Raw genomic sequence first — 24,674 nt, 5'->3', positions numbered from 1 at the left:
GACCCGAGGCTCCCCTACGACCCGATGCTCGCCGTCGGGAAATCGCTCGGCAGCTGTCCGCCCTCGGCCTTCATGAAGCTCTCCGTGCCGAGGGAGCCCTGCCACCTCACCTTGAGCGCGGATTTGCTCACGGATTCCACCGTGCCCACGGTGCGGTCCTTGCTGCCGTCCGTGCACTTGAGGCGGATCGTGTCCGTGCTGGCCGTGCCGCTGCACACCGATCCACCGGTCGCGAAGAGTGCGGCCTGATCCCCGTTGACCACCAGCACCACGGCCTTGCCGCCGGCGGTGGTGAGCCAGCTGCCCGCGACCTTGCCGGACGCGGACGAGGACGTACCACCGGAGCCGCCGGAGCCGCCGGACCCGCTGCCGTCCCCGGTGGCCGACGCCGAGGGTGTGGCGGACGTGCTGGGCGAGGACTCGTCGTCCGAGCCCCCGCCCCCGCTGCACGCCGTCAGAACGAGCACGCCCACCACTCCCGCGGCCGCGAGCCCCGCCCGTCGGCGCGAGACGGTGCGCGAGAAGTTCGCCGTAGTCACTGGAGGCTCCCAAGCTGTAGCGGCCGCACGGATCGCAGCAAGCTACCAGCCTCACCCGTGAGCGTTACCAGGACGATTTGCGGACACCTGGCAGATGTCCCGCGTGCGCCTGCTCCCGCAGCCCCACCCGGGACAGCCCGAAGGTCCGGAAGTAGCCCCGCGGACGGCCGTCCACCTGATCGCGGTTACGCACGCGCGTGGCGCTCGCGTCCCGCGGCTGGCGCCGCAACTCCTCCTGCGCGGCGAGTCGTTCGGCGGCGCTGGAGGACGGCCTGCGGATGATCTCCTTCAGCTCGGCCCGCCGCTCGGCGTACCGCGCGACGATCTCCTGGCGCTTCTCGTTCTTCGCGATCTTGCTCTTCTTCGCCATCAGACCTTTCCTCCCCGGGCTCGGATGCGTGCGACGGCCGCCTCGACGCCGATCGTGTCGACGGTCCTGATCCCCTTCGCGCTCAGCCGCAGCCGCACGTAACGGCCCTCGCTGGGCAGCCAGTAGCGCTTGGACTGGATGTTGGGGTCGAAGCGGCGCGAGGTGCGCCGGTGGGAGAACGAGATGTGGTTGCCGAAGCCGGGCCGGGCGCCGGTCAGCATGCAGTGGGCGGGCAAGGGTGACGCACCTCTCTCGGGGCCGTGTCGTTAATGGAATTCATTTTCAGTAAGATAGCAGCATGGCACGCAACGAACTCCGCCCCGTCATCAAGCTGCGGTCCACCGCCGGGACCGGCTTCACCTATGTGACCCGCAAGAACAGCCGCAACGACCCGGACCGTATGACCCTGCGGAAGTACGACCCGGTCGCCGGCCGCCACGTCGACTTCCGAGAGGAGCGCTGACCCGTGCGCCAGGGAATCCACCCCGCCTACGGCCCCGTCGTGTTCCGTGACCGGGCCGCCGACTACGCCTTCCTGACCCGCTCGACGATGACGAGCGAGAAGACGATCGAGTGGGAGGACGGCCACACCTACCCGGTGGTGGACGTCGAGATCTCGAACGTCAGCCACCCCTTCTACACCGGCACCGCGCGCGTGCTGGACACCGCGGGGCGCGTCGAGCGCTTCGAGCGCCGGTACGGAAAGCAGGGCTGATGCTCTCCGTCGTGATCGTCGGCGGGCTGCACGCCGACGCCCGCAAGGCGGCCGTGGGCCAACTGCTCGCCGAGGTGCCGGGCAGCGTCGTCCTCCACCACGACCTGGCGACGGCCGCGGCCGGCACCGTCGTACGGACGATCCGCGACGCCGGCGGGATCCTGTCGGCCGGCGAGACGCCCCTGGTCAACGACTGCGCCTGCTGTGCGCTGAGGGAGGACCTGGTCCCTGAGCTGCGCCGCCTGGACGCCGCAGGGACGCTCCGCCTCGCGGTCGTCGAGCTGTGGGACTCCGTCGAGCCCAAGGCGATGGCCGAGGTGGTCGCGGCCGGCGGCCTCACGGTCACCGGCGTGATCACCGCGGTCGACCCGGCGCTCGTCCTGCCGTACCTCGGCAACGGCGACGACCTCGCCGACCGCGGCCTCGCCGCCGCGGCCACCGACCAGCGCACGGTCGCCGACACCTTCGCCCGCCAGCTGGAGTACGCCCCCGTCCTCGCCGTCCTCGACTCCCCGGAGGCCGACGAGGAGGACCACGAACTCCTCACCCAACTCCACCCGACAGCCCACCGGGTCCCGATCGGGGCGACCCGTCCCACGGATCCGACGAGCCTCGGCCACCCGGCACGGCCGACCGGTCCGGCGGGCCTTGACCACCTGTCACAGCCGACCGGTCCGGCAGGCCTTGACCACCCGGCACGGCCGGCTGACCCGGCGGCCCTCGGCCACCCCGCAGGGGCCACGGATCCAGCGAGCCCTGAAGACCCCGCACGGCCCACGGACCAGGCAAGCACTGACCACCCCGCACGGCCCACGGATCAGGCAAGCACTGACCACCCCGCACGGCCGACAGATCCAGCCCACACCGACCATCCCGTACGGCCCACCGACGCGTCCGGCACCGTCTATCCGGTACGGCCCACCGACGCCTCCGGCACCGTCTATCCAGTACGGCCCACCGACGCGTCCGGCACCTATCCGGCACGGCCCACCGACGCCTCCGGCTCCTATCCGGCACGGCCCACCGACGCCTCCGGCACCTACCCGGTACAGCCCACCGATCCAGCCGGCGCCCGCCACCCCGTACGACCGTCCCCCCACTCACCACTGGCCCGCGCAGCGCTCGCCGGCTTCGACGTGGAGTCCGCCGCAGCGGCCCAGCACCCGGCCTGTGCCCGCCTGCCCGCCGAGGCCGACGCGCACGGGGTCGCCACGCTGGTGTGGCATCGCCGGCGGCCGTTCCACCCCGAGCGGCTCTACGAGGCCCTGGAGGACATCACCTGCGCGGCCGCCCGCAGCCGGGGCCGGTTCTGGCTCGCCGACAAGCCGGACGTGCTGCTGCACTGGGACGCGGCCGGCGGGGCGCTGTGCGTGGAGAGCGTGGGCCCCTGGCTCGCCTCCCTCCCGGACGCGGCGTGGGACATGGTCCCGCCGGTGCGCCGGGCGGCCGCCGCCCTCGACTGGCACCCCGAGCACGGCGACTGCTGCCAGCACCTCGTCTTCACCTCGCCCGGACTCGACCGCGACGGACTCGAACGGCTGCTGGAGTCCTGCCTGTTGACCGACGCCGAGTACGCCGCGGGCCGCGACGCCTGGAAGCGGCTCCCGCCCGCCTTCGACACCCTCCTGGAGGTCTGACCCCCCATGCCCCGCAAGCCCGAACGCAAGCCCGCCAAGAACCGCCCCAACCCGCTGGACGCGGCCGGGGTCACCTACATCGACTACAAGGACACCGATCTGCTGCGGAAGTTCATCTCCGACCGCGGCAAGATCCGCAGCCGCCGGGTCACCCGCGTGACGGCCCAGCAGCAGCGCCTGCTCGCCCGTGCCATCAAGAACGCCCGGGAGATGGCGCTGCTGCCGTACAGCTCCAGCTCTCGCTGACCCCGTCGATCCCCGTCGACCCCTGGCGCCCCCGCCACCCCGTCCGCTCGTGCAGTGGCAGATGCAAGCCGACCGGACCGTGACGAGAAGGTGGAACACTCGGGGCCCCGAATGCGTCTCTTCCTGTGCACGAGGCATGCGAACCGGGCTCCGGGGCACACGCGGGAACATATCGAGGGCCCCACACGTCACATCTGTAACCGCAGGAACACCCCTCGTGCACGTGCATCTGCTCATGCATCTGCACGTGAACAGAGCTATGATCCGGACCAGTTGACCACTGCATCACTGGCCACATGGCCACCGCACCACCGGGGAGCGACCTGTGGACCTCGACGTGTACAACGGCATGGCGGCCACGCATCTCCGCGATGTGGCCTGGCAGAAGAGTCGGCACAGCAACTCGCAGGGTTCCTGCGTGGAGTTCGCGCGGCTGCCCGACGGCGGTGTCGCGGTCCGCAACTCCCGTTTCCCCGACGGTCCCGCGCTCGTCTACACGCGCGCAGAGATCGAGGCGATGCTCCTGGGCATCAAGGACGGCGAGTTCGACCACCTGATAGCGGGCTGATCCTCGGTCACCTGCGGGCGACCGAGGGTGACCGGGGTGCCGCGCAGCGTAACGCGCGTAGAACCGCGGCGTCGTAAAACGCCGCGGTGCGTCAGTCGGCCGTGTCCTGAGGGGTGTTCGCCGCCTGGAGCCGGAACAGCGCCCAGACCACCTTGCCGCCCAGCGTCCCCGACATCGGGTGCCACCCCCAGCTGTCGCTGAAGGAGTCGACGAGGAACAGCCCGCGTCCCGACTCCGCGGAGAAGTCGTCGGAGTCGCGCGCCACCGGGCTGTCCTGGCTGGGGTCGCGCACCGCGCACACCAACCGCTCGGACCAGCGCATCAGATGCAGCCGCACCGGCGGGTTCTGCTCGCCCGCGCTCACGCTGCACGCCGGCATCGCGTGCCGCAGCGCGTTGGTGACGAGTTCGGAGACCACCAGGCAGACGTCGTCGAAGCGGTCGCCCAGCTCCCACTGGTCCAGTGTTCTGCGGGTGAACCTCCGTGCGTCACCGACCGCTTCGTAGCGGGCGGGAAGTGAACAGGAGGCGGCGTCGGACACGGCCGCGGGATCCAGCGGCGGAAGGCCCTGCCGTAACGGCTCGAGCATGGTCGATCCATTCGTCCCCATGCGAGGCACTCCCGGGAATTCGCGGTCGTTGCGATGCAGCGGTTGCGCGGGACCATGGTTTCGGATGAGCGGTGCAGATGCAAGGTGCAGATGCACGTGCACGTGACCGAATTGGACCCTCCCGTACCGCTTGTTGGCCATTTTTTCCGCCATCTTCTCTCCCGTTCCTTGTCTCTTCCTCCCCTCTTCCTGCCTCGGGTCTATGCAGAATCTTTGGCTTCTTGCCATATCTGTAATCGGACGAGTACTGCTCGGAGTGTTTTAGTGGCAGACTTCGGCCCCTGAAGACCGTTGGGGAGGCTGGCGAACGTGAGCGCGGGAGAGCCCGGATCGGTGGTGCGGCGGATGCTGCTCGGCTCGCAACTCAGGCGGCTGCGTGAGGCGCGGAACATCACGCGTGAAGCGGCGGGTTACTCGATCCGCGCGTCCGAGTCGAAGATCAGCCGGATGGAGTTGGGCCGGGTGAGCTTCAAAACGCGTGATGTGGAAGACCTGTTGACGCTCTACGGCATCACGGACGAGCAGGAGCGCGCCTCGCTCCTGTCCCTCGCCCGCGAGGCCAACGTCGCGGGCTGGTGGCACAGTTACTCGGACGTCCTGCCGAGCTGGTTCCCCACCTATGTGGGCCTGGAGGGCGCGGCCTCCCTCATCCGTGCCTACGAGGTCCAGTTCATCCACGGGCTCCTCCAGACCGAGGCGTATGCACGTGCAGTCGTCCGGCGCGGTATGAAGGGCGCCAGCGAGGCGGACGTGGAGAAGCGGGTCGCGCTGCGCCTGGAGCGGCAGAAGCATCTCGCCGACCCCGGCGGCCCCGAGTTCCACGTGGTGCTCGACGAGGCGTCCCTGCGCCGGCCCTACGGCGACCGCGCGGTGATGCGCGGACAGCTCCAGCACCTCATCGACATCTCCGAGCGCCCCAACGTACGGCTTCAGGTGATGCCGTTCGGCTTCGGCGGCCACTCCGGCGAGAGCGGCGCGTTCACGATCCTCAGCTTCACCGAGTCCGACCTGACCGACGTGGTCTATCTGGAGCAGCTCACCAGCGCGCTCTACCTGGACAAGCGCGAGGACGTGACGCAGTACGAGAAGGCGCTCAAGGAGCTCCAGCAGGACAGCCCGGGTCCGGACGAGAGCCGGGACCTTCTACGAGGTCTCCTCCAGCTTTCCTAGGGTTCTCCCCAGAAGATTGCGCAGCGTGCCCAACTGGCGTGTCGCGCAAGTACGATGACGTGTGATCAGACCGTCACGTTGATCGTGTGTCTGCTAGTGATTTGGGGATCACATGTCGTCGTACTTCACCGACCTGGCCCAGCAGTACATCGACGGTGAGTGGCGCCCGGGTACCGGCTCCTGGGACATCATCGACTTCAACCCGTACGACAACGAGAAGTTGGCGTCGATCACCATAGCCACGGTCGAAGAGGTCGACGACGCGTACCAGGCCGCCGCCCGCGCGCAGAAGAAGTGGGCCGAGACCAACCCCTACGCCCGCCGCGCGGTGTTCGAGAAGGCCCTCAGACTGATCGAGGAGCGCGAGGGCGAGATCGCCGAGGCGATCATCGCGGAACTCGGCGGCACCCGGCTGAAGGCCGGCTTCGAACTCCACCTGGCCAAGGAGTTCCTGCGCGAGGCGGTCAACCTGGCGCTGCGCCCCGAGGGCCGGATCATTCCCTCGCCGGTCGACGGCAAGGAGAACCGCGTCTACCGCGTCCCGGTCGGTGTGGTGGGTGTGATCAGCCCCTTCAACTTCCCCTTCCTGTTGTCGATCAAGTCGGTCGCCCCGGCGCTCGCGCTCGGCAACGCCGTGGTCCTCAAGCCGCACCAGAACACCCCGATCGTCGGCGGCTCCCTGGTCGCGAAGATCTTCGAGGACGCGGGCCTGCCCGGCGGTCTGCTCAACGTCGTCATCACCGACATCGCGGAGATCGGCGACGCCTTCCTGGAGCACCCCGTCCCGAAGGTCATCTCTTTCACCGGCTCGGACAAGGTCGGCCGCCATGTGGCCACCGTCTGCGCCTCGAACTTCAAGCGCTCGGTCCTCGAACTCGGCGGCAACAGCGCCCTGGTGGTCCTCGACGACGCCGACATCGACTACGCGGTCGACGCCGCGGTCTTCAGCCGCTACGTCCACCAGGGCCAGGTCTGCATGGCCGCCAACCGCGTCCTGGTCGACCGCTCGGTCGCCGAGGAGTTCACCGAGAAGTTCGTCGCCAAGGTCAAGGGCCTGAAGACCGGCGACCCGCGCGATCCCGAGACGGTCATCGGCCCGGTGATCAACTCCTCGCAGGCGGACGCCGTCTCGTCTGCCGTCGAGCAGGCGATCGCCGACGGCGCTACGGCCCTGCTGCACGGCACCACCCGGGACAACCTGGTCGAGCCCTCGGTCCTCACCGACCTGCCCGCGAACTCGCCCCTCCTCAAGCAGGAGCTCTTCGGCCCGGTCGCCCTCCTCGTCCCCTTCGACGGCGAGGAGGAGGCGGTACGCCTGGCCAACGACACCCCGTACGGCCTCAGCGGCGCGGTCCACACCGCGAACATCGAGCGCGGTGTCGCCTTCGCCAAGCGGATCGACACCGGGATGTTCCACGTCAACGACGGCACCGTCCACGACGAGCCGATCGTCCCCTTCGGCGGCGAGAAGCACTCCGGCATCGGCCGCCTGAACGGCGACACCATGCTGGACTCCTTCACCACCACCAAGTGGATCTCGGTCCAGCACGGCCGGAGCGGCTTCCCGTTCTGACATTCAGGTGGCCGACCGCCTCCGCGCGGCCCTCTAGGACCGAAGGTGTCCTAGAGGGCTCGTAGCGTCATCGGTGTCAGGGGGAAGCCCCGGCTCGACGAAGACGAAAGGCGGCGGTCATGGTCACTCACGTTCCCGCGGAGGAGTACGGCGACGAGCGCGGAGCGCTCCTGGCCTTCCTGGAGGAGCAGCGCGGCGGGATCCGGCGCTCGCTGCTCGGGCTGACCGAGGAGCAGGCCGCCGCCAGGCCCAGCGCGAGCGAGCTCTGTCTGGGCGGGCTGCTCAAACACGTCGCCGAGGTCGAGCAGAGCTGGATCGCCCGGGCCAGGGGCGAGGAGCCGGCCGTGCACCGGGACCCGTCGAACTGGCACGAGTGCTTCGCGCTGGTCGGTGACGAGACCGTGGCCTCGCAGCTGGCCTACTGGGACAAGGTCGCCGCCGAGACGGAGGCCTTCGCCCGCTCGGTGCCGAGCCTCGACGAGACCTTCGCGCTGCCCGACCAGCCCTGGTTCCCGCCGGAGGGCCGGGTCTCCGTGCGCTGGGTGCTCCTGCACCTGATCCGGGAGACGGCCCGGCACGCGGGCCACGCCGACATCATCCGGGAGTCCCTCGACGGGAAGACCGCGTTCGAACTGGTGGCCCTCGCCCAGGAGTGAGGCCATAACCTGGACCGCATGTCAAGCATCCGTCTTCTCGTGCTGGGCGCGGTGCGCCAGCACGGGCGGGCCCATGGCTACCAGGTGCGCAACGACCTGGAGTACTGGGGCGCGCACGAGTGGTCCAACGCCAAGCCCGGCTCGATCTACCACGCCCTGAAGCAGATGGCGAAGCAGGGGCTGCTGCACGCGCACGAGATCGCACCCTCCACGGCCGGCGGCCCGCCGCGCACCGAGTACGAGATCACCGACCTGGGCACCGAGGAGTTCCTGCGGCTGGTGCGCGAGGCGCTGACCTCCTACGACCAGAAGATGGACATCAAGTCGGCAGCCATCGGCTTCATGGTCGACCTGCCGCGCGCCGAGGCGGTGGCCCTGCTCAAGGAGCGCGTCCGGCGCATCGACGCGTGGCGCTCCGCCGTCACCGAGCACTACGTGCCCGAGGACGGTCCCGAACAGCTCGGTCACATCGGCGAGATCATGAACCTCTGGATCCACACGGCCGACGCCGAGGCCGAGTGGACCCAGGGACTCATCGCCCGCATCGAGGCCGGGGCGTACACCTTCGCCGGCGAGGGCGAGCCGTTCGTCGGCGTTCTCGCCGAGGGCGAGGAGAACCCGTACGCGACGGGGGAGCGGCATCCCGAGGACGTCCACTAATCAAGTTTGACGAGTCTGAGTACGGGCATTACCTTGGAGCTGTAGTCAAGTTTGACTACAGGCTGATTCCGGAGGGGAGCCCGATGACCGACGCGATCGTCGTGGAAGGCCTGCGCAAGCGCTACGGCGAGAAGGACGCCCTGGACGGGCTCGATCTGAGGGTCGCGCGCGGCAGCGTCCACGGTGTGCTCGGCCCGAACGGCGCGGGCAAGACGACCCTGGTCCGCGTCCTGTCCACGCTGCTGCGCCCGGACGAGGGGCGCGCCGAGGTGGCGGGCCACGACGTGGTGCGCCAGGCCTACGGGGTACGGCTGCGCATCGGCCTGCTCGGCCAGCACGCGGCCCTGGACGAGGAGCTCGGCGGCCGCCAGAACCTGGAGATGTTCGGCCGCCTCCACCACCTGGGCGCCCGCCACGCGCGCGTGCGTGCCGAGGAGCTCCTGGAGCGCTTCGGCCTCGCCGACACCGGGCGCAAACCGGTCCGTGCCTACAGCGGCGGTATGCGGCGCCGCCTGGACCTCGCCGCCTCCTTGATCCGTGACCCGGAGGTGCTGTTCCTGGACGAACCCACGACCGGTCTCGACCCGCGCGGCCGCGCCGAGGTCTGGTCCGCGGTCCGCTCCCTGACGGGCGGCGGCACGACGGTCCTGCTGACCACCCAGTACCTGGAGGAGGCCGACCAGCTCGCCGACCGCATCTGTCTCGTCGACGGGGGCCGGGTCGTCGCCGACGGCACGCCCGACGAGCTGAAGGCACGCACCGGCGGTGACCGTATCGACGTGGTCCTGCGGGACGCCGGGCAACTCGGCGCGGCCGTCGCCCTGTTGCCGCTCGACGCGGCCACGGTCTCCGTCGACGCCGACCGCCGGCGGCTCAGCGCGCCGGTCACCGACCGGATGGCGGCGCTCTCCGGGGTCGTACGGGCCCTGGAGGCGGCCGGGATCGACGCGGAGGACGTGGCACTGCGGCGCCCCACCCTGGACGAGGTGTTCCTGCACCTCACCGGGGACGGCCGACGAGTGAAGGAGGCCGTGTGAGCGCGGCGTACGCACTGACCGATTCCTGGACCATGACCCGGCGTGAACTCGCCCACTGGGCACGGCAGCCGGTGCGGGTCGTCGTCGGGCTCGTCTTCCCGGTGATGCTGCTGGTGATGTTCGGCTACCTCATCGGCGGCGGCCGGGGCGTGGCGGGGGACTACGTCGACTATCTGGTCCCCGGGATGCTCGCGCTGACCATGGCGTTCGGGCTGGAGGCGACCATGATCGCCGTCACCCAGGACCTCGACAAGGGCGTGATCGACCGCTTCCGGTCCCTGCCCATGGCCAACGGGGCGGTCCTGGTGGGCCGTTCGGCGGCCGACATGCTCCAGTCCGCGCTGAGCCTGGCGGTGATGATCGGCGTCGGGTACGCGATCGGCTGGCGGACCCACGGCGGAGCCGCCGGACTCCTGGCCGCGGTGGGCCTGTTGCTGCTCTTCCGGTTCGCCATGCTGTGGATCGGCATCCAGCTGGCCATGGTCGCCGGCAAGCCGGAGATGGTGCAGGCCGTGCAGATCCTGGTCTGGCCGGTCGGCTTCCTCTCCAACGCCTTCGCGACCCCCGCCTCGATGCCGGGCTGGCTGGGCACGGCCGTCGAATGGAACCCGCTGTCCCACACGGCAACAGCCGTACGGGACCTGCTGGGCGCCCCCGGCGCCGAACCGGGGCACGTGTGGGCGGCGATCGTCTGGCCACTGGCCCTCCTGACGGTGTTCTTCCCACTGGCCGTCAGGAGGTTCGCCCGCCTGAGCCGCTAGGTCAGGCCTAGTGGTGGAAGCCCGTCGCCGCCCCCTTGTCCTGGGTGTACGGGTGCGGCTGGCGGCGCAGTTCCGGGAGGAGTTGCGTCAGGTCGTCCACGAACAGGTCGGCGAGGTCGGCCGAGAAGCCGTTGCGGCACACGACGCGCAGCACCGACAGGTCCTCGCGGTTCGGCGGGAAGGTGTACGCCGGGACCAGCCAGCCCCGCTCGCGCAGCCGCCGGGACACGTCGAAGACGTCGTACGCCTCGACGTCCGGTGCCGTGGTGAACGCGAACACCGGGAGTTCGTCGCCCCGCGTCAGCAGCCGGAAGTCGCCGAGCGCCTCCACACGGTCGGCGACCCCCCGGGCCACGTCCCGCGTGGACTGCTGCACGGCCCGGTACCCCTCGCGGCCCAGCCGTAGAAAGGTGTAGTACTGCGCGACGACCTGCGCCCCGGGCCGGGAGAAGTTGAGCGCGAAGGTCGGCATGTCGCCGCCCAGGTAGTTCACGCGGAAGACGAGTTCCTCGGGCAGGGCCTCCTTGTCCCGCCACAGCGCCCAGCCGACACCGGGGTAGACCAGCCCGTACTTGTGCCCCGAGGTGTTGATCGAGGCCACGCGCGGCAGCCGGAAGTCCCACACCAGGTCCTCGTCCAGGAAGGGCGCGACCATGGCGCCGGACGCCCCGTCGACATGCACGGGGATGTCCAGGCCGGTGCGCTCCTGGAGGGCGTCCAGGGCGGCGCACAGGTCCGCGATCGGCTCGTAGGAGCCGTCGAAGGTGGAGCCGAGGATGCCCACGACCCCGATGGTGTTCTCGTCGCACAGCTCGGCCGCGGCCTGCGGGTCGAGGTGGAAGCGGTCGCCCTCCATGGGCACCAGCCGGGCCTCCACCTCCCAGAAGTTGCAGAACTTCTCCCAGCACACCTGGACGTTGACCCCCATGACCAGGTTCGGTCGCGCCCCCGGGTAGCGGTCGGCGTTGCGCCGGGCCCAGCGCCTCTTCAGCGCCATCCCGGCGAGCATGCACGCCTCGCTGGAGCCGGTCGTCGAACAGCCCACCGCCGCCGAGGGATCCGGCGCGTGCCACAGGTCGGCGAGCATCGCCACACAGCGCCGCTCCAGCTCGGCGGTGCGCGGGTACTCGTCCTTGTCGATCATGTTCTTGTCCCGGCACTCCGCCATCAGGAACCCGGCCTGCGGCTCCATCCAGGTCGTGACGAACGTGGCCAGGTTCAGACGGGAGTTGCCGTCCAGCATCAGCTCGTCGCGGACCAGCTGGTGGGCGGTCGTCGGGGGCATCGGCGCGGTGGGCAGCCGGTGCTTGGGCGGGGCCTCGGTCATCCCGCCGACCGGATCGGCCACGCCGTAGAAGGGATTGACGGACATCGGACGCTCGTCGGGCTTCTCGGGCCCTTTGTGCAGTGGCATGGGCGTGCCTCCTGAGAGAAATCAACGTGGGTCAGCGGATGGGGGTTCCGTCCGCGCGCAACTGCATCTGCGGCCGCCCGGTCACCAGCAGCCAGGCCATGAGGGAACCGATGCACAGCAGCGCGAGGATCGCGGGCGAGGCCACCAGCACGGCGGCGGTGAACAGGCTCACCCAGGCCTGCCGGGTGACGGCGAGCAGCACACCGAGCACTCCGGCCGCGACGCCCAGGGCGGGATGGACGGCGTCCACGAGCGCGTGGGCGCACAGCCCGAAGGCGACGCCCACGAACACGGCCGGGAAGATCCGCCCGCCCCGGAAGCCGCAGGAGGCGGCGACGAGCAGCGCGGCCAGCTTCACCACCGCCATCGTGGCGAACTCCCCGGCCGACCAGCCCTCCGGGTCCGCCGCCAGCTCACCGATCTCGTCCAGCCCCTTGAAGAGCGTCAGATGGCCTCCTACGGCCGCCAGGAGGCCCAGGACGAGCCCGCCGACGGGCAGTGCCAGCATCGGGTGGCGCAGCCGCGCGAACGCGCCGTGGACGTACGGGAAGGCGAGCACGGCCGCCATGCCGAGGAGCGCCGCCGCGGACGAGACCACCAGCACCGCCAGCAGGTCGCCCCAGCCGGGCCGCCCGAACGCGGGCAGGTGCAGGTCGAAACTCGGTTCGGCCACCAGAGTGATGGTCAGCGCGCCGGCCGTGGCCGCCACCAAGGGCCCGAACACGTTGTCCCACAGCGCGCCCCTGACCTGCCGCCCGGCCAGCGCCTCGGAGATCACCAGCGCCGCCGCAACCGGCGTCCCGAACAGTGCGCCGATCGTCCCCGCCTCCGCCAGCGCGGGCCACAGCCCGCGCGGCATCCGCGGAGCCGTCCGGCAGCCCAGCCAGAAGGCGAGCGCCACGTTCACCGCGATCAGCGGGTTCTCGGGGCCCAGGCTCGGCCCGCCCGCGAGCATCAGCGCGGTCGCGAGGACCAGCCCCGGCAGCACGACGGGCGGCAGCACGGGAGCGTTCAGCCCCATGGTGGCCGGATCGGGCCCGGCGTGGCCCGGCACCTTCCACACCACCAGGCCCACGGCCGCCCCCGTCGCGGTGAGCACGACCAGCATCCACAGCACGGAGTACCGGCCCACGCCCAGCGCGTCCGGCAGGTTCCGCCACAGCACGTGCTGGAGCTGCTCGGCCGCCGCGCTCACCCCGACCAGCAGCAGACTCGCGCCCACACCGACCACGAGGGCGGGCAGGATCAACGGCAGCAGGGCGCGCGCCGGGGTCGCCGGGGCGGCGGGTGCCTGCTGCGCGGTGTCCTGGGCCACGGGCTCACGATAAGCGGACAAAACGGGCATGACATCCGGAGATCTCCCTGCCGGGCTTGCACCTCACGCGGCGTGAGGGGCCACCGTGGAGCGCGTACCGAGAAGGGAGCGGACGAAGTGAGCTACGCCGTGGGACAGGTCGCGGGCTTCGCCGGCGTGACGGTGCGCACCCTGCACCACTACGACGACATCGGCCTGCTCGTGCCCAGCGAGCGCAGCCCCGCGGGTCACCGCCGCTACGGCGACGAGGACCTCGACCGGTTGCAGCGGATCCTGTTCTACCGCGAGCTCGGCTTCCCGCTCGACGAGATCGCCGCCCTGCTCGACGACCCGGCCGCGGACCCGCGCGCCCATCTGCGCCGCCAGCACGAGCTGCTGACCGCCCGGATCGAGAAGCTCCAGAAGATGGCGGCGGCCGTGGAACACGCCATGGAGGCACGCACGATGGGCATCAACCTGACACCGCAGGAGAGGTTCGAGGTGTTCGGCGACAAGGACCCCGAGCGGTACGCCGAGGAGGCCGAACAGCGCTGGGGCGGCACCGAGGCGTACGCCGAGTCCCAGCGCCGCGCCGCGCGCTACACCAAGGACGACTGGAAACGCATGCAGGCCGAGGTGGCCGACTGGGGCGAGCGCTACGACGCCCTGATGGCCGCCGGTGACCCTCCGACCTCAACGGCGGCCATGGACATGGCCGAGGAGCACCGGCAGCACATCTGCGGATGGTTCTACGACTGCCCGTACGAGACGCACATCGGCCTGGCCGAGATGTACGTCTCCGACGAGCGCTTCAAGGCGTTCTACGACTCCATGCGCCCGGGCCTCGCCGAGCACCTGAAGGACGCGATCAGGGCCAACGCGGCCCGGCACGCCTCCTAGAAGGCCTGACCCGGGTCTACTCCCGGGTCAGGATCACGGCCGTGCCGTAGGCGCACACCTCCGTGCCCACGTCCGCCGCCTCCGTGACGTCGAACCGGAACGCGAGCACCGCGTTGGCGCCACGCGCGCGTGCCTGCTCGACGAGCCGCTCCATCGCCTGGTTGCGGGTCTGCACCAGTGTCTTCGTGAGCCCCCTGAGCTCACCGCCGATCATCGACTTCAGTCCCGCGCCGATCTGGCTGCCGAGGTGCCGGGACCGCACGGTCAACCCGAACACCTCGCCCAGCACCTCCTGGACCCGGTGGCCGGGCACGTCGTTGGTGGTCACCACGAGCACGTCTGGCTGGGGCCCCTGGCCGCCGCCGTATTCGTCAATACCCATGGCTCACAGCTTTGTCCCCGACGGCGCACAGTGCATCCTGGGGTGTCCCATGGAACCTGGGCCACCACGGCTGCGTTGATACTTTTGGGCAGCCAGCCCCGCCCGCCCCACCAGCAGGAGCCACAATCCCGTGACCACGCTCGCGCTCGGCCCCGAGTGGATCAGTCCCGACTATCTGATCCAGACCTTCAGCCTGCCAGGCATCCTGCTGATCGTCTTCGCCGAGTCGGGCCTGTTCGCGTTCCTGCCGGGTGACTCCCTGCTGTTCACGGCGGGTCTCTTCGTGGCCGAGGGGAACTACATCAGCCAGCCCCTGTGGCTGGTCTGCGCGCTCATCGTGGCCGCGGCCGTCCTCGGCGACCAGGTCGGCTACATGATCGGCAAGTTCTTCGGCCCCAAGCTCTTCAGCCGCCCCAACTCCAGGCTCTTCAAACAGGAGAACCTGGAGAAGGCCCACGAGTTCATGGAGAAGTTCGGCCCCAAGGCCATCGTCCTGGCCCGCTTCGTCCCGATCGTGCGCACCTTCGCCCCCATCGTGGCGGGCGCCGGCCGGATGAAGTACCGCACCTTCCTGACGTACAACATCATCGGCGGCGTGGCCTGGGGCACCGGCGTCACCCTCGCCGGCTACTGGCTCGGCCAGATCGACGTCATCAAGAAGAACGTCGAGGCGATCCTGGTCCTGATCGTCCTGGTCTCGGTGGTCCCGATCCTCATCGAGTACCTGCGCGAGCGCGGCAAGAAGAAGCGGGCGGCGGCCCAGGCCCCGCCCCAGCAGCAGTACCAGCCCCAGATGGACGACGCGACGACCCAACTCCGCCGCATCCCGTCCAACGACCAGCAGCAGCCGCCCCAGCCCCCGCAGCAGCACCACAACGGCTACGACCAGTACTACGGCCAGCAGCAGCCGCAGCAGCCGTACGCCCAGCAGTACCCGCAGAGTTACGGCAACCAGCAGCAGTACGGCGGCCAGAACCAGCAGCACCCTTACAACGAGGGTTACTGAAGCCGGGTCAGAACCCCCGCGTCCGCTTCGCCGCCCTCCGCTTGCCCGCCGACCCCACCCGCAGGAACAGCCGGGAGATCTCCGACCCCAGGTTGACCCCGATCGCGATGGCCATGGCGAGTGCCGCCGCCTTCGACAGCGACACCAGCCCTTCGTCGACCTGGTTCTGAGCGATCGACAGCAGCCCGAAGTACGTCGCCGAACCCGGCAGCAGAGGCCCGATCGCCGCGGTCGTGTACGGCAGCGCGGAGGCGAACCGGAACCGGGACAGCAGCTGCCCGAACAGGCCCACCAGGCCCGCCGCGACGGCCGTGGAGGCGACCGGGGAGAACTCGCCGGTGTAGTGCATCGCGCCGTACACACACCAGGCGACGCCCCCGTTCAGCGTCACGGCCAGCACGGTGGATCGTTCCTGCTGGAGCAGCACGGCGAAGGTCAGTGACAGCAGCATCGCCGCGGCGGTCTGCCACAGCGGCCGCGGATCCGTGGACAGCGCCTCGTCCGGGTTGAGATGCGCCCCCAGCTGCACGCCGACGTAGAGCATCACCAGGACGCCCACGACGATGCCCACGAAGAAGTACATGACCTCCAGGAGCCGCGCCGACGCGGTGATGTAGAAGCCGGTCAGCCCGTCCTGGACGCCCGCCACCAGCGCCCGCCCGGGCAGCAGCGCGAACAGCCCACCGGTGATGACCGCGGACGCCTTCACGTCGACGTCGGCCAGGGTCAGGGCGATCCCGATCGCGGCCGGCGGCATCGCGGCGACCGTGAACTGGTAGAACTCCGGCAGCCCCCGCCCCGCGCACAGCCACGCCAGCCGGTCGCCGAGCATCGCGCCCAGCATGGCCGCGACGAACACCACCAGGTCACCGCCGACGAGCACGGAGGCGGCGCCCGCGAGCAGTCCGCTCGCCAGGGTGAGCACCCAGGTCGGGTACGGGTGCCGGTTGCGCCGGATCTCGGCGAGCCGCCGGTAGGCCTCCTCCAGCGTCATGGCCGTCTCGGGGTCGCTGAGGTCGTCCACGAGCCGGAAGACGGCCGCCAGGCGCGTGTAGTCGGTGCCGCGCCGCCGCACGGTCCTGGACGCCGTCACGGGGTCGTCCACGAGCGAGGGCTGGTACGAGATCGACAGCAGCGTGAAGGTGACGTTCGGCTCGCAGCGGTCCAGCCCGAACGACCGGCAGACGGCGAACATCGCCGCCTCCACGTCCTCGGCGCCCTCACCGCCCGCGAGCAGCAGCTCGCCGATCCTGAGGGTCAGGTCGAGCACGCGCGGTACGGCGGGACCGGACTCGTCCTCCGCCTTCGCGGCCGGTTCCGGCGCGGGCCGTTCGGCGACCGGCATCCGCAGCATCGTGCGCATCCGGTCCTGCCAGGGCACGTCCTTGGTGAGGCTGACCACCGGTATGCCGGTCGGCGGGGTGAACGCGGGCGGGGCCTCCTTCGCGCTGTAGGTGCGGGGTGTGCTGAACGCCGACCCCTCCGGCTCCGCGGCCGGGGGCTGCGGGACGTCCAGCCCCTTGGGCAGTGCGAACTCGGAGGTGGTCTCCGGCTCGCCGCCGGCGGTTCTCGGCATCGCGAGCCCGTCGGGAAGGGCGAACTCGGACGTGATCTCGGAGTCGTAGGAACTCCTGGCCTCGTCCGACTGCGGCTTGCGGTGCTCCGCCTCCGTCACTCCGTAACGCTCCCTGAACGACACATTCCGTAAGCCTCAGTATGCGCGGGCACGCGAACGGGCCGCACGCGTGTGCGTGCGGCCCGTCCGTGGCACAGGGCTCAGTGGCCGCCCTGGTCCTTGAAGCGCTTGTAGGACCGCTCGATCTCGGCCTCGGCGTCGGTACGGCCGACCCAGTCGGCGCCCTCGACGGACTTGCCGGGCTCCAGGTCCTTGTAGACCTCGAAGAAGTGCTGGATCTCCAGGCGGTCGAACTCGGAGACGTGGTGGATGTCGCGCAGGTGCTCGACGCGCGGGTCCGTCGCCGGGACGCACAGCAGCTTGTCGTCGCCGCCGGCCTCGTCCGTCATGCGGAACATGCCGATCGCACGGCACTTGATGAGACAGCCCGGGAACGTCGGCTCGTCAAGAATGACCAGCGCGTCCAGCGGGTCGCCGTCCTCGCCGAGGGTGTTCTCGACGAAGCCGTAGTCGGTCGGGTAGGCGGTCGAGGTGAAGAGTCGACGGTCCAGGCGGATCCGACCGGTCTCGTGGTCCACCTCGTACTTGTTCCGCGAACCCTTCGGGATCTCGATCGTGACGTCGAACTCCACCGGTGGCTCCTCCATGATCAACACATAGTTCTGGTGGTTAAGTGTCCCTCACGCAGGTGTGTGATCGCGAAAGGGGCTGTTGGTCGTGCCTGAACTGAGGCCTTGGCGGGACGCGAGACCGCGGGTGGCGCGGGTCGCGAACGCCGTACGACCGCGTCTGGCACGCGCCGCGGGCGCCGTACGCCCGGGACTGACCCGGGCCGCGGACGCCGTACGGCCGTCTCTCGCACGCACCGCCGACGCCGTGAAGCCGCAGGTCGCACGGCTTGCCAGGGTGTCCCGGCCGAAGACCGTCAAGACCTGGCAGTACACCGCCGGTGCCGCCGGCGCCGGTCTGGCGCTGGCCGCCACCGTGGTGACCGCCGCCGGTCCCTGGGACTCCTCGGGTCAGCGTACGGCCGAGCGGGACCGGGCGGTCGCACTGGAGCAACTGGGTGGCACAGATCACGAAGGCCGTTCCGGGGCGGCGGCTGCCGGGCCGCGCCCCGCCCCGAGCGCCCCGTCCGTGCTCGTCGGCCTGGGCACCACCGCAGTGACCGTGAAGTCCGCGCCGACCGCGAAGGCCCTGGCCGCCGTCCTCGGTCCGCTGCTCGGCAACCCGGCCCTGGGCGCCCGCCACACCGCGGCGGTCGTGGACGTGGCCAGCGGCAAGCGGCTCTTCGCCACGGGCGCCGGCACCGCGCTGACCCCCGCCTCCACCACGAAGATCGCCACCGCGGTCGCCGCCCTGTCGGCCCTCGGCGCCGACCACCGCCTCACCACTCGCGCGGCCCTGGAACCCGACACCAAGGAGCTCGTCCTCGTCGGTGGCGGCGATCCCACCCTCACCGCCCGCCCGGACGCCGACGGCTGGGCGAGCCTGCGCACGCTGGCCGAGGAGACCGCGGCGGCCCTCAAGAAGCGGGACATCACCAAGGTCACGCTCTCCTACGACAAGACCCTCTACGCGGGTTCCGAGATCCACCCGATCGGGGTCAACGACAACCTCGCCCCCGTCAGCGCCCTGATGGCGGACGAGGCCCGCACCGACGACACGATGAGCGGCCCGGCCCCGCGCGTCACGGACCCGGCGACGGACGCCACCCGGAAGTTCGCCGCGTTCCTCGCCGAGCACGGCGTCAGGACCACGTCCCCCGGCCCCTCCAAGGCCACCGGCCGCGCCGAGGTCCTCGCGGAGGTCTCCTCACCGCCGCTGTCCGCCCTGGTCGAACGCATGCTGACCAACAGCGACAACGACATCGCCGAAGCCCTCGCCCGCCAGACCGCCGTGGCATCGAAGCAGCGCGCCGACTTCGAGGGCGGCGGCAAGGCCGTCCGCGGCCGGCTGGACAAGCTCGGACTCCCGCTCGCCGGCGCCGACTTCCACGACGGCAGCGGACTCGACCGTGCCGACCGGCTCACCGCGAACCTGCTGACCGCCCTGCTGGTGAAGGCGGGCGACCCGGCTCACCCCGAGCTGCGCCCGGTCCTCACCGGCCTCCCCGTGGCCGGCTTCACCGGCACCCTGACCAGCCGTTACACCGACGGCGCGGCAGGCGTCGTACGGGCCAAGACGGGCACCCTGACCGGGGTCAACACCCTGGCCGGGACGGTCGTCGACCAGGACGGCCGACTGCTCGCCTTCGCGTTCCTCACCTCCGGCACCACCGACCCGGCGGCCGCCCAGCGCGCGCTCGACCGCACGGCCTCCGCGCTGGCGGCCTGCGGCTGCGGCTGACCCGGCGCCCGTCCTGTCCGCCCGCGCGGCCTGCCCCAAGTGGGAACGCTCACGTACGGTTGACGCATGACGAGCATCGGTGGTGCCGAGATGGTCGACTGGAATCTCGCGGTGGCGACCGCGACCCGGCTCGTGCGGCCGGGCCCCGACGTGAGCCGTGACGAGGCCCGGGCCGTCGTCGCGGAGCTGCGCCGGCACGCCAAGGCCTCGGAGGAACACGTCCGCGGCTTCACCCGGATGGCGACGGACGACGTCCACGACACTCCCGTACTCGTCGTCGACCGCCCCGGCTGGGTCCGGGCCAATGTCGCCGGGTTCCGGGAGATCCTCAAGCCGCTCCTGGAGAAGATGCAGGAACGCCGCGGCAACACCCCGGGCGGCGCGGTGCTCGGTGCCGTCGGCGGCAAGGTCACCGGCGTCGAACTGGGCATGCTGCTGTCGTTCCTGTCGTCCCGCGTCCTCGGCCAGTACGAGACCTTCGCCCCGGCCACCCGAGAACTCCCGGCGGGGGAGAACGGCGGCGGCAGGCTGCTGCTGGTCGCCCCGAACATCGTGCACGTCGAGCGCGAACTCGACGTCCAGCCGCATGACTTCCGCCTGTGGGTCTGCCTGCACGAGGAGACCCACCGCACCCAGTTCACCGCGGTGCCCTGGCTGCGCGACCATCTGGAGGGCGAGATCCAGTCGTTCCTGGGGGAGACCGAGGTCGACCCCATGACCGTCCTGGAACGCATCCGCGAGGCCGCCCAGTCGCTCGCCGGCGGGCGGCCCGAGGGCGAGGAGGACGAGGACGGCGGGCGCTCGCTCGTGGAGATCGTGCAGACCCCGGCCCAGCGGGAGATCCTCGGCCGCCTCACCGCCGTGATGTCCCTCCTGGAGGGCCACGCCGACTTCGTCATGGACGGCGTCGGCCCGGCCGTCGTGCCGAGCGTGGCCGAGATCCGCGAGAAGTTCCAGCAGCGGCGGGCCAAGGGCGCCTCCCGCCTGGACCTGGCCCTGCGCAAGCTTCTCGGCCTGGACGCCAAGCTCCGCCAGTACCGCGACGGCGAACGCTTCGTGCGGGCCGTCGTCGACCAAGTCGGCATGGACGGCTTCAACCGCGTGTGGACGTCCCCGAACACCCTCCCGACCAAGTCGGAGATCGCCAAACCGGCGGACTGGGTCGCGCGGGTGCACCGCAAAGCGGAGTCGTGAGCCGCGCGCCCGAGGTGTCGGAGGAATCCGGCCGACGGCAGGCGAACGCCCCTTCAATCACCCGTCCGAGGGACCGTGAGCCATGGGTAGGCGTGCAATGCTCGGGGAACGGCCCGGTTCTGTCACCATCTACACACTCTGAGTGACCGAACCTCGGGCTCACCCCCCGAAAACTTCATGAAGGGAACCGGACATGGGTCCCCATCCTGCGGTCGCGGCGATACGCCTGGCGGTCCGCCGCGTCCTCCACGACCTCCTCAACGAACACCAGACCTCCGCCGAGCACTCGGCGCAGGCCCCGCACCGGCGCCCGCCGTCGCCGCTCGTGCTCGTGGCCTGCTCCGGCGGGGCCGACTCCATGGCCCTCGCCTCCGCCCTCGCCTTCGAGGCCCCCAAGCTCGGCATCCGCGCCGGCGGTGTCACCGTCGACCACGGCCTCCAGCCCGGCTCCGACCTGCGCGCCGAGGAAGTCGTCCTGCGCCTGCGCGAACTGGGCCTGGACCCCGTCGAGTCCACCGCCGTGAGCGTCGGCCGCGAAGGCGGACCCGAGGCCGCCGCCCGTGACGCCCGCTACGCCGCCCTCGACGCCGCCGCCGACCGCCACGGCGCCGCCGCCGTCCTGCTCGGCCACACCCGCGACGACCAGGCCGAAACCGTCCTGCTCGGCCTCGCCCGCGGGTCCGGCATCCGCTCGCTGTCCGGCATGGCCGCCGTCTCCGGGGGCCCGGGGGCCGCCCGCCGCTACCGCCGCCCCTTCCTGGAACTCGACCGGCAGACCGCCCGCAAGGCCTGCATGGTCCAGTCCCTGCCCGTCTGGGACGACCCGCACAACGCCGACCCCGCCTACACGCGCTCCCGGCTGCGCCACGAGGGCCTGCCCGCCCTGGAGAAGGCGCTCGGCAAAGGAGTCGTCGAGGCGCTCGCCCGCACCGCCCAGCTCTCCCGCGACGACGCCGACGCCCTCGACGCCTGGGCCCGCCAGGCCCAGGCCTCCGTACGCGACGCCGCCGGCCTCCTGGAGTGCGCCAAGCTCTACGCCCTGCCGCCCGCCGTGCGCCGCCGCATCCTCCGTCAGGCGGCCATCGAGGCGGGCGCCCCGGCCGGTTCGCTCTTCGCCCGCCACATCGAGGAAATCGACCGGCTGATCACCGGCTGGCGCGGCCAGGGAGCCATCAATCTCCCCGGCAAGGTCGTCGCCCAGCGGCAGGGTGGCAGACTGGTGATTCGGCAAGGCTGAATCCTTGCTCCCCTTTGGGGGGTATTGGCGGCCGGTGGGACGACCGAAAGTGATGCGGGTGGACGCGAAAGACATGGGTGCCGACCTCAAAGAGGTACTCATCACCAAGGAAGAGATCGACGCGAAGCTCGTGGAGCTCGCCGCGAAGGTCGACGCGGAGTACGCGGGCAAGGACCTGCTGATCGTCGGCGTCCTCAAGGGCGCGGTGATGGTCATGGCGGACCTCGCCCGGGCGCTGTCCACCCCCGTCACCATGGACTGGATGGCCGTGTCCTCCTACGGCGCGGGCACCCAGTCCTCCGGTGTGGTGCGGATCCTCAAGGACCTCGACACCGACATCAAGGGCCGGCACGTCCTGATCGTCGAGGACATCATCGACTCCGGCCTGACCCTGTCCTGGCTGCTGTCCAACCTCGGCTCCCGCGAGCCGGAGTCGCTCAAGGTGTGCACCCTGCTGCGCAAGCCGGACGCGGCCAAGGTCGCCATCGACGTCGAGTGGGTGGGCTTCGACATCCCCAACGAGTTCGTCGTCGGCTACGGTCTCGACTACGCCGAGAAGTACCGCAACCTCCCGTTCGTCGGTACGCTCGCGCCCCACGTCTACGGCGGCTGAGCCAGATGGCCCCAGCTCCGTAAGACGATCGGGAACCCCAGCGGGTTTCGCGCCGTTGGAGCATGCAGACGGTTCGTGAAGCCCTCCAGTGCGGCTTCGGCCCACAATGCTGGGGTACCGTCAGAAGAACTGTCTTATCAAACTCACTATGGCAGGAGGGACGGGGCGGCACCGCTCCGTATGGATGGACGTGAAGCGATACTTCCGTGGGCCGGTCATGTGGATCGTGCTGGCCGTCCTTGCCGTGGTCGTGTTGATGCAGGTCGTCGGCTCGTCCGGCGGCTACAAGACGGTGGACACCGGCCAGGTCGTCCAGGCGATCAATGACAACAAGGTCCAGCAGGTCAAGCTGACCACCGGCGACGAGCAGACCGTCAAGGCCGAACTCAAGGACGGCGAGAAGGTCGACGGCAGCTCCAAGATCCAGGCGAGCTACATCGGCGACCAGGGCCGTGACCTCGCCAATGTGCTGCAGAACAAGTACCAGGACAAGCAGATCCCGGACGGCTACACCGTCTCGCCGACGAAGCAGAACGCCTTCGTCGGGATCCTGCTCTCCCTGCTCCCCTTCGTCCTCATCGTGGTCGTCTTCCTGTTCCTGATGAACCAGATGCAGGGCGGCGGCTCCCGGGTCATGAACTTCGGGAAGTCCAAGGCGAAGCTCATCACCAAGGACACTCCGAAGACGACGTTCTCGGACGTCGCCGGCTCGGACGAGGCCGTCGAGGAGCTCCAGGAGATCAAGGAGTTCCTCCAGGAACCGGCGAAGTTCCAGGCGGTCGGGGCCAAGATCCCCAAGGGCGTACTGCTGTACGGCCCGCCCGGCACCGGCAAGACCCTGCTCGCGCGCGCCGTCGCGGGCGAGGCGGGTGTCCCCTTCTACTCGATCTCCGGTTCCGACTTCGTCGAGATGTTCGTCGGTGTCGGTGCCTCGCGAGTCCGTGACCTGTTCGAGCAGGCCAAGGCGAACGCCCCGGCGATCGTCTTCGTCGACGAGATCGACGCGGTCGGCCGTCACCGCGGCGCCGGCCTCGGCGGCGGTCACGACGAGCGCGAGCAGACCCTGAACCAGCTGCTCGTCGAGATGGACGGCTTCGACGTCAAGGGCGGTGTGATCCTCATCGCCGCGACGAACCGGCCCGACATCCTCGACCCGGCCCTTCTGCGGCCCGGCCGCTTCGACCGTCAGATCGCGGTCGACCGCCCGGACATGCAGGGCCGTCTGGAGATCCTCAAGGTCCACCAGAAGGGCAAGCCGGTCGCCCCCGACGTCGACCTGTCGGCCGTCGCGCGTCGCACGCCGGGCTTCACCGGCGCGGACCTGAGCAACGTCCTCAACGAGGCCGCGCTGCTCACCGCCCGCAGCGACAAGAAGCTGATCGACAACTCGATGCTCGACGAGGCGATCGACCGTGTGGTCGCGGGCCCGCAGAAGCGGACCCGGATCATGTCGGACAAGGAGAAGAAGATCACCGCGTACCACGAGGGCGGACACGCCCTGGTCGCGGCGGCTTCCCCCAACTCCGACCCGGTCCACAAGATCACGATCCTCTCCAGAGGCCGTGCTCTCGGCTACACGATGGTCCTGCCGGACGAGGACAAGTACTCGACCACGCGCAACGAGATGCTGGACCAGCTCGCCTACATGCTGGGCGGCCGCGCCGCCGAGGAACTGGTCTTCCACGACCCGACCACCGGCGCCGCGAACGACATCGAGAAGGCCACGGCCACGGCCCGCGCGATGGTCACGCAGTACGGCATGACCGAGCGTCTGGGCGCCATCAAGTTCGGCGGCGACAACACCGAGCCGTTCCTCGGACGTGAGATGGCTCACCAGCGCGACTACTCGGAAGAGGTCGCCGCGCTGGTCGACGAAGAGGTCAAGAAGCTCATCGAGAACGCGCACAACGAGGCCTGGGAGATCCTGGTCGAGAACCGCGACGTCCTCGACAACCTGGTGCTCCAGCTCCTGGAGAAGGAGACGCTGGGCAAGGAGGAGATCGCCGAGATCTTCGCCCCCATCGTCAAGCGTCCGCCGCGGCCGGCCTGGACCGGTTCCTCCCGGCGTACGCCCTCCACCCGTCCGCCGGTGCTCTCCCCCAAGGAG

Annotated in this window: 27 protein-coding genes; 18 read left to right on the top strand and 9 right to left on the bottom strand. The window is 70.4% G+C overall.

The window, feature by feature from the left end; genetic code table 11:
• Nucleotides 1-14: 14 nt before the first annotated feature.
• From ACFULQ_RS30860 to rpmB, 3 genes are all read right to left on the bottom strand, one after another.
• Nucleotides 15-539 (bottom strand): hypothetical protein, encoded by a 525-nt coding sequence (locus tag ACFULQ_RS30860; RefSeq protein WP_383550239.1) that lies wholly within the window; start codon nucleotides 537-539, stop codon nucleotides 15-17.
• 64 nt (nucleotides 540-603) lie between these two features.
• Nucleotides 604-909, bottom strand: a complete 306-nt coding sequence (gene rpsN, locus ACFULQ_RS30855) for a 30S ribosomal protein S14 (RefSeq protein WP_383550236.1) — start codon at nucleotides 907-909, stop codon at nucleotides 604-606.
• Nucleotides 909-1,145 carry a 50S ribosomal protein L28 gene (rpmB, locus tag ACFULQ_RS30850; RefSeq protein WP_383550234.1) on the bottom strand — a complete coding sequence of 79 codons (237 nt, stop codon included), beginning with the start codon at nucleotides 1,143-1,145 and terminating at the stop codon, nucleotides 909-911. The genes rpsN and rpmB overlap by 1 nt, the downstream gene beginning before the upstream one ends.
• 62 nt (nucleotides 1,146-1,207) lie before the next feature.
• Here rpmB and rpmG point away from each other — a divergent pair, with 62 nt between their 5' ends.
• The 5 genes from rpmG (at nucleotide 1,208) to ACFULQ_RS30825 (ending at nucleotide 4,075) form a co-directional block, all read left to right on the top strand.
• Nucleotides 1,208-1,372 carry a 50S ribosomal protein L33 gene (rpmG, locus tag ACFULQ_RS30845; RefSeq protein ID WP_383550232.1) on the top strand — a complete coding sequence of 55 codons (165 nt, stop codon included), beginning with the start codon at nucleotides 1,208-1,210 and terminating at the stop codon, nucleotides 1,370-1,372.
• A gap of 3 nt (nucleotides 1,373-1,375) precedes the next feature.
• A complete protein-coding gene (locus ACFULQ_RS30840; protein WP_383550229.1) occupies nucleotides 1,376-1,624 on the top strand; it encodes a type B 50S ribosomal protein L31 in 249 nt (82 codons plus the stop codon).
• Complete coding sequence (locus ACFULQ_RS30835; RefSeq protein ID WP_383550226.1) at nucleotides 1,624-3,261, top strand: GTP-binding protein; 1,638 nt, start codon at nucleotides 1,624-1,626, stop codon at nucleotides 3,259-3,261. The genes ACFULQ_RS30840 and ACFULQ_RS30835 overlap by 1 nt, the downstream gene beginning before the upstream one ends.
• 6 nt (nucleotides 3,262-3,267) lie before the next feature.
• Nucleotides 3,268-3,507: a 30S ribosomal protein S18 gene (rpsR, locus tag ACFULQ_RS30830; protein WP_383550223.1), complete on the top strand. Its 240-nt coding sequence runs from the start codon at nucleotides 3,268-3,270 to the stop codon at nucleotides 3,505-3,507.
• Between the two features lie 325 nt (nucleotides 3,508-3,832).
• Nucleotides 3,833-4,075 carry a DUF397 domain-containing protein gene (locus tag ACFULQ_RS30825; RefSeq protein WP_020141037.1) on the top strand — a complete coding sequence of 81 codons (243 nt, stop codon included), beginning with the start codon at nucleotides 3,833-3,835 and terminating at the stop codon, nucleotides 4,073-4,075.
• 91 nt (nucleotides 4,076-4,166) lie between these two features.
• Here ACFULQ_RS30825 and ACFULQ_RS30820 read toward each other — a convergent pair whose 3' ends face one another.
• Entirely contained in the window at nucleotides 4,167-4,685 is a 519-nt protein-coding gene (locus ACFULQ_RS30820) for an ATP-binding protein (RefSeq protein WP_383550220.1), read from the bottom strand.
• Between the two features lie 345 nt (nucleotides 4,686-5,030).
• Between ACFULQ_RS30820 and ACFULQ_RS30815 the strand changes: the two genes are divergently transcribed.
• The 6 genes from ACFULQ_RS30815 (at nucleotide 5,031) to ACFULQ_RS30790 (ending at nucleotide 10,542) form a co-directional block, all read left to right on the top strand.
• A complete protein-coding gene (locus ACFULQ_RS30815; protein ID WP_383550283.1) occupies nucleotides 5,031-5,855 on the top strand; it encodes a helix-turn-helix domain-containing protein in 825 nt (274 codons plus the stop codon).
• A gap of 112 nt (nucleotides 5,856-5,967) precedes the next feature.
• Nucleotides 5,968-7,428, top strand: a complete 1,461-nt coding sequence (locus tag ACFULQ_RS30810; RefSeq protein WP_383550217.1) for an aldehyde dehydrogenase family protein — start codon at nucleotides 5,968-5,970, stop codon at nucleotides 7,426-7,428.
• Between the two features lie 119 nt (nucleotides 7,429-7,547).
• Nucleotides 7,548-8,084: a DinB family protein gene (locus tag ACFULQ_RS30805; protein WP_383550214.1), complete on the top strand. Its 537-nt coding sequence runs from the start codon at nucleotides 7,548-7,550 to the stop codon at nucleotides 8,082-8,084.
• A gap of 18 nt (nucleotides 8,085-8,102) precedes the next feature.
• Nucleotides 8,103-8,744: a PadR family transcriptional regulator gene (locus ACFULQ_RS30800; RefSeq protein WP_383550211.1), complete on the top strand. Its 642-nt coding sequence runs from the start codon at nucleotides 8,103-8,105 to the stop codon at nucleotides 8,742-8,744.
• An 83-nt stretch (nucleotides 8,745-8,827) separates the two neighbouring features.
• Nucleotides 8,828-9,781, top strand: coding sequence for an ATP-binding cassette domain-containing protein (locus tag ACFULQ_RS30795; protein WP_383550208.1), 954 nt, complete (start codon nucleotides 8,828-8,830; stop codon nucleotides 9,779-9,781).
• Nucleotides 9,782-9,813: 32 nt separating this feature from the next.
• Nucleotides 9,814-10,542 carry an ABC transporter permease gene (locus ACFULQ_RS30790; protein WP_383550281.1) on the top strand — a complete coding sequence of 243 codons (729 nt, stop codon included), beginning with the start codon at nucleotides 9,814-9,816 and terminating at the stop codon, nucleotides 10,540-10,542.
• A gap of 7 nt (nucleotides 10,543-10,549) precedes the next feature.
• On the opposite strand, the gene ACFULQ_RS30785 is transcribed toward ACFULQ_RS30790, so the two are convergent.
• Entirely contained in the window at nucleotides 10,550-11,956 is a 1,407-nt protein-coding gene (locus ACFULQ_RS30785; RefSeq protein ID WP_383550207.1) for a glutamate decarboxylase, read from the bottom strand.
• 31 nt (nucleotides 11,957-11,987) lie between these two features.
• Nucleotides 11,988-13,271 (bottom strand): ion channel protein, encoded by a 1,284-nt coding sequence (locus ACFULQ_RS30780; protein WP_383550205.1) that lies wholly within the window; start codon nucleotides 13,269-13,271, stop codon nucleotides 11,988-11,990.
• Between the two features lie 117 nt (nucleotides 13,272-13,388).
• Between ACFULQ_RS30780 and ACFULQ_RS30775 the strand changes: the two genes are divergently transcribed.
• Entirely contained in the window at nucleotides 13,389-14,150 is a 762-nt protein-coding gene (locus tag ACFULQ_RS30775) for a MerR family transcriptional regulator (RefSeq protein ID WP_383550203.1), read from the top strand.
• Nucleotides 14,151-14,166: 16 nt separating this feature from the next.
• Here ACFULQ_RS30775 and ACFULQ_RS30770 read toward each other — a convergent pair whose 3' ends face one another.
• A complete protein-coding gene (locus ACFULQ_RS30770) occupies nucleotides 14,167-14,532 on the bottom strand; it encodes a YbjQ family protein (RefSeq protein WP_383550200.1) in 366 nt (121 codons plus the stop codon).
• A 130-nt stretch (nucleotides 14,533-14,662) separates the two neighbouring features.
• Here ACFULQ_RS30770 and ACFULQ_RS30765 point away from each other — a divergent pair, with 130 nt between their 5' ends.
• Nucleotides 14,663-15,538 (top strand): DedA family protein, encoded by an 876-nt coding sequence (locus ACFULQ_RS30765; RefSeq protein ID WP_383550197.1) that lies wholly within the window; start codon nucleotides 14,663-14,665, stop codon nucleotides 15,536-15,538.
• A 7-nt stretch (nucleotides 15,539-15,545) separates the two neighbouring features.
• Here ACFULQ_RS30765 and ACFULQ_RS30760 read toward each other — a convergent pair whose 3' ends face one another.
• A complete protein-coding gene (locus ACFULQ_RS30760; protein WP_383550195.1) occupies nucleotides 15,546-17,213 on the bottom strand; it encodes a threonine/serine exporter ThrE family protein in 1,668 nt (555 codons plus the stop codon).
• 101 nt (nucleotides 17,214-17,314) lie between these two features.
• Nucleotides 17,315-17,806 carry an inorganic diphosphatase gene (locus ACFULQ_RS30755; protein WP_059193998.1) on the bottom strand — a complete coding sequence of 164 codons (492 nt, stop codon included), beginning with the start codon at nucleotides 17,804-17,806 and terminating at the stop codon, nucleotides 17,315-17,317.
• A 79-nt stretch (nucleotides 17,807-17,885) separates the two neighbouring features.
• Here ACFULQ_RS30755 and dacB point away from each other — a divergent pair, with 79 nt between their 5' ends.
• The 5 genes from dacB to ftsH form a co-directional block, all read left to right on the top strand.
• Complete coding sequence (gene dacB / locus ACFULQ_RS30750) at nucleotides 17,886-19,523, top strand: D-alanyl-D-alanine carboxypeptidase/D-alanyl-D-alanine-endopeptidase (RefSeq protein WP_383550192.1); 1,638 nt, start codon at nucleotides 17,886-17,888, stop codon at nucleotides 19,521-19,523.
• A 66-nt stretch (nucleotides 19,524-19,589) separates the two neighbouring features.
• The gene (locus ACFULQ_RS30745) at nucleotides 19,590-20,717 is read left to right on the top strand and encodes a zinc-dependent metalloprotease (RefSeq protein ID WP_383550189.1); all 1,128 of its coding nucleotides are present in this window, start codon (nucleotides 19,590-19,592) and stop codon (nucleotides 20,715-20,717) included.
• Nucleotides 20,718-20,910: 193 nt separating this feature from the next.
• Nucleotides 20,911-21,954, top strand: coding sequence for a tRNA lysidine(34) synthetase TilS (gene tilS, locus ACFULQ_RS30740; protein WP_383550186.1), 1,044 nt, complete (start codon nucleotides 20,911-20,913; stop codon nucleotides 21,952-21,954).
• Nucleotides 21,955-22,006: 52 nt separating this feature from the next.
• On the top strand, nucleotides 22,007-22,567 hold the full coding sequence (hpt, locus tag ACFULQ_RS30735; protein ID WP_383550279.1) for a hypoxanthine phosphoribosyltransferase: 561 nt from the start codon (nucleotides 22,007-22,009) through the stop codon (nucleotides 22,565-22,567).
• A 184-nt stretch (nucleotides 22,568-22,751) separates the two neighbouring features.
• On the top strand, nucleotides 22,752-24,674 hold a 1,923-nt coding region (ftsH, locus tag ACFULQ_RS30730), incomplete at its 3' end, for an ATP-dependent zinc metalloprotease FtsH (protein ID WP_383550183.1).

The sequence above is a fragment of the Streptomyces sp. NPDC057253 genome, assembly GCF_042669125.1.
GTDB lineage: Bacteria > Actinomycetota > Actinomycetes > Streptomycetales > Streptomycetaceae > Streptomyces.
Note: the sequence above shows the minus strand (reverse complement) of the source record. Positions and strands in the feature narration are given on the sequence as shown.

Bases quoted from the DNA above. Each gene is read 5' to 3' on its own strand.
- rpsN (WP_383550236.1), bottom strand. From the start codon at position 909: ATGGCGAAGAAGAGCAAGATCGCGAAGAACGAGAAGCGCCAGGAGATC.
- rpmG (WP_383550232.1), top strand. From the start codon at position 1,208: ATGGCACGCAACGAACTCCGCCCCGTCATCAAGCTGCGGTCCACCGCC.
- ACFULQ_RS30835 (WP_383550226.1), top strand. From the start codon at position 1,624: ATGCTCTCCGTCGTGATCGTCGGCGGGCTGCACGCCGACGCCCGCAAG.
- rpsR (WP_383550223.1), top strand. From the start codon at position 3,268: ATGCCCCGCAAGCCCGAACGCAAGCCCGCCAAGAACCGCCCCAACCCG.
- ACFULQ_RS30820 (WP_383550220.1), bottom strand. From the start codon at position 4,685: ATGGGGACGAATGGATCGACCATGCTCGAGCCGTTACGGCAGGGCCTT.
- ACFULQ_RS30815 (WP_383550283.1), top strand. From the start codon at position 5,031: ATGCTGCTCGGCTCGCAACTCAGGCGGCTGCGTGAGGCGCGGAACATC.
- ACFULQ_RS30810 (WP_383550217.1), top strand. From the start codon at position 5,968: ATGTCGTCGTACTTCACCGACCTGGCCCAGCAGTACATCGACGGTGAG.
- ACFULQ_RS30805 (WP_383550214.1), top strand. From the start codon at position 7,548: ATGGTCACTCACGTTCCCGCGGAGGAGTACGGCGACGAGCGCGGAGCG.
- ACFULQ_RS30800 (WP_383550211.1), top strand. From the start codon at position 8,103: ATGTCAAGCATCCGTCTTCTCGTGCTGGGCGCGGTGCGCCAGCACGGG.
- ACFULQ_RS30795 (WP_383550208.1), top strand. From the start codon at position 8,828: ATGACCGACGCGATCGTCGTGGAAGGCCTGCGCAAGCGCTACGGCGAG.
- ACFULQ_RS30790 (WP_383550281.1), top strand. From the start codon at position 9,814: ATGACCCGGCGTGAACTCGCCCACTGGGCACGGCAGCCGGTGCGGGTC.
- ACFULQ_RS30785 (WP_383550207.1), bottom strand. From the start codon at position 11,956: ATGCCACTGCACAAAGGGCCCGAGAAGCCCGACGAGCGTCCGATGTCC.
- ACFULQ_RS30770 (WP_383550200.1), bottom strand. From the start codon at position 14,532: ATGGGTATTGACGAATACGGCGGCGGCCAGGGGCCCCAGCCAGACGTG.
- ACFULQ_RS30745 (WP_383550189.1), top strand. From the start codon at position 19,590: ATGACGAGCATCGGTGGTGCCGAGATGGTCGACTGGAATCTCGCGGTG.
- tilS (WP_383550186.1), top strand. From the start codon at position 20,911: ATGGGTCCCCATCCTGCGGTCGCGGCGATACGCCTGGCGGTCCGCCGC.
- hpt (WP_383550279.1), top strand. From the start codon at position 22,007: ATGCGGGTGGACGCGAAAGACATGGGTGCCGACCTCAAAGAGGTACTC.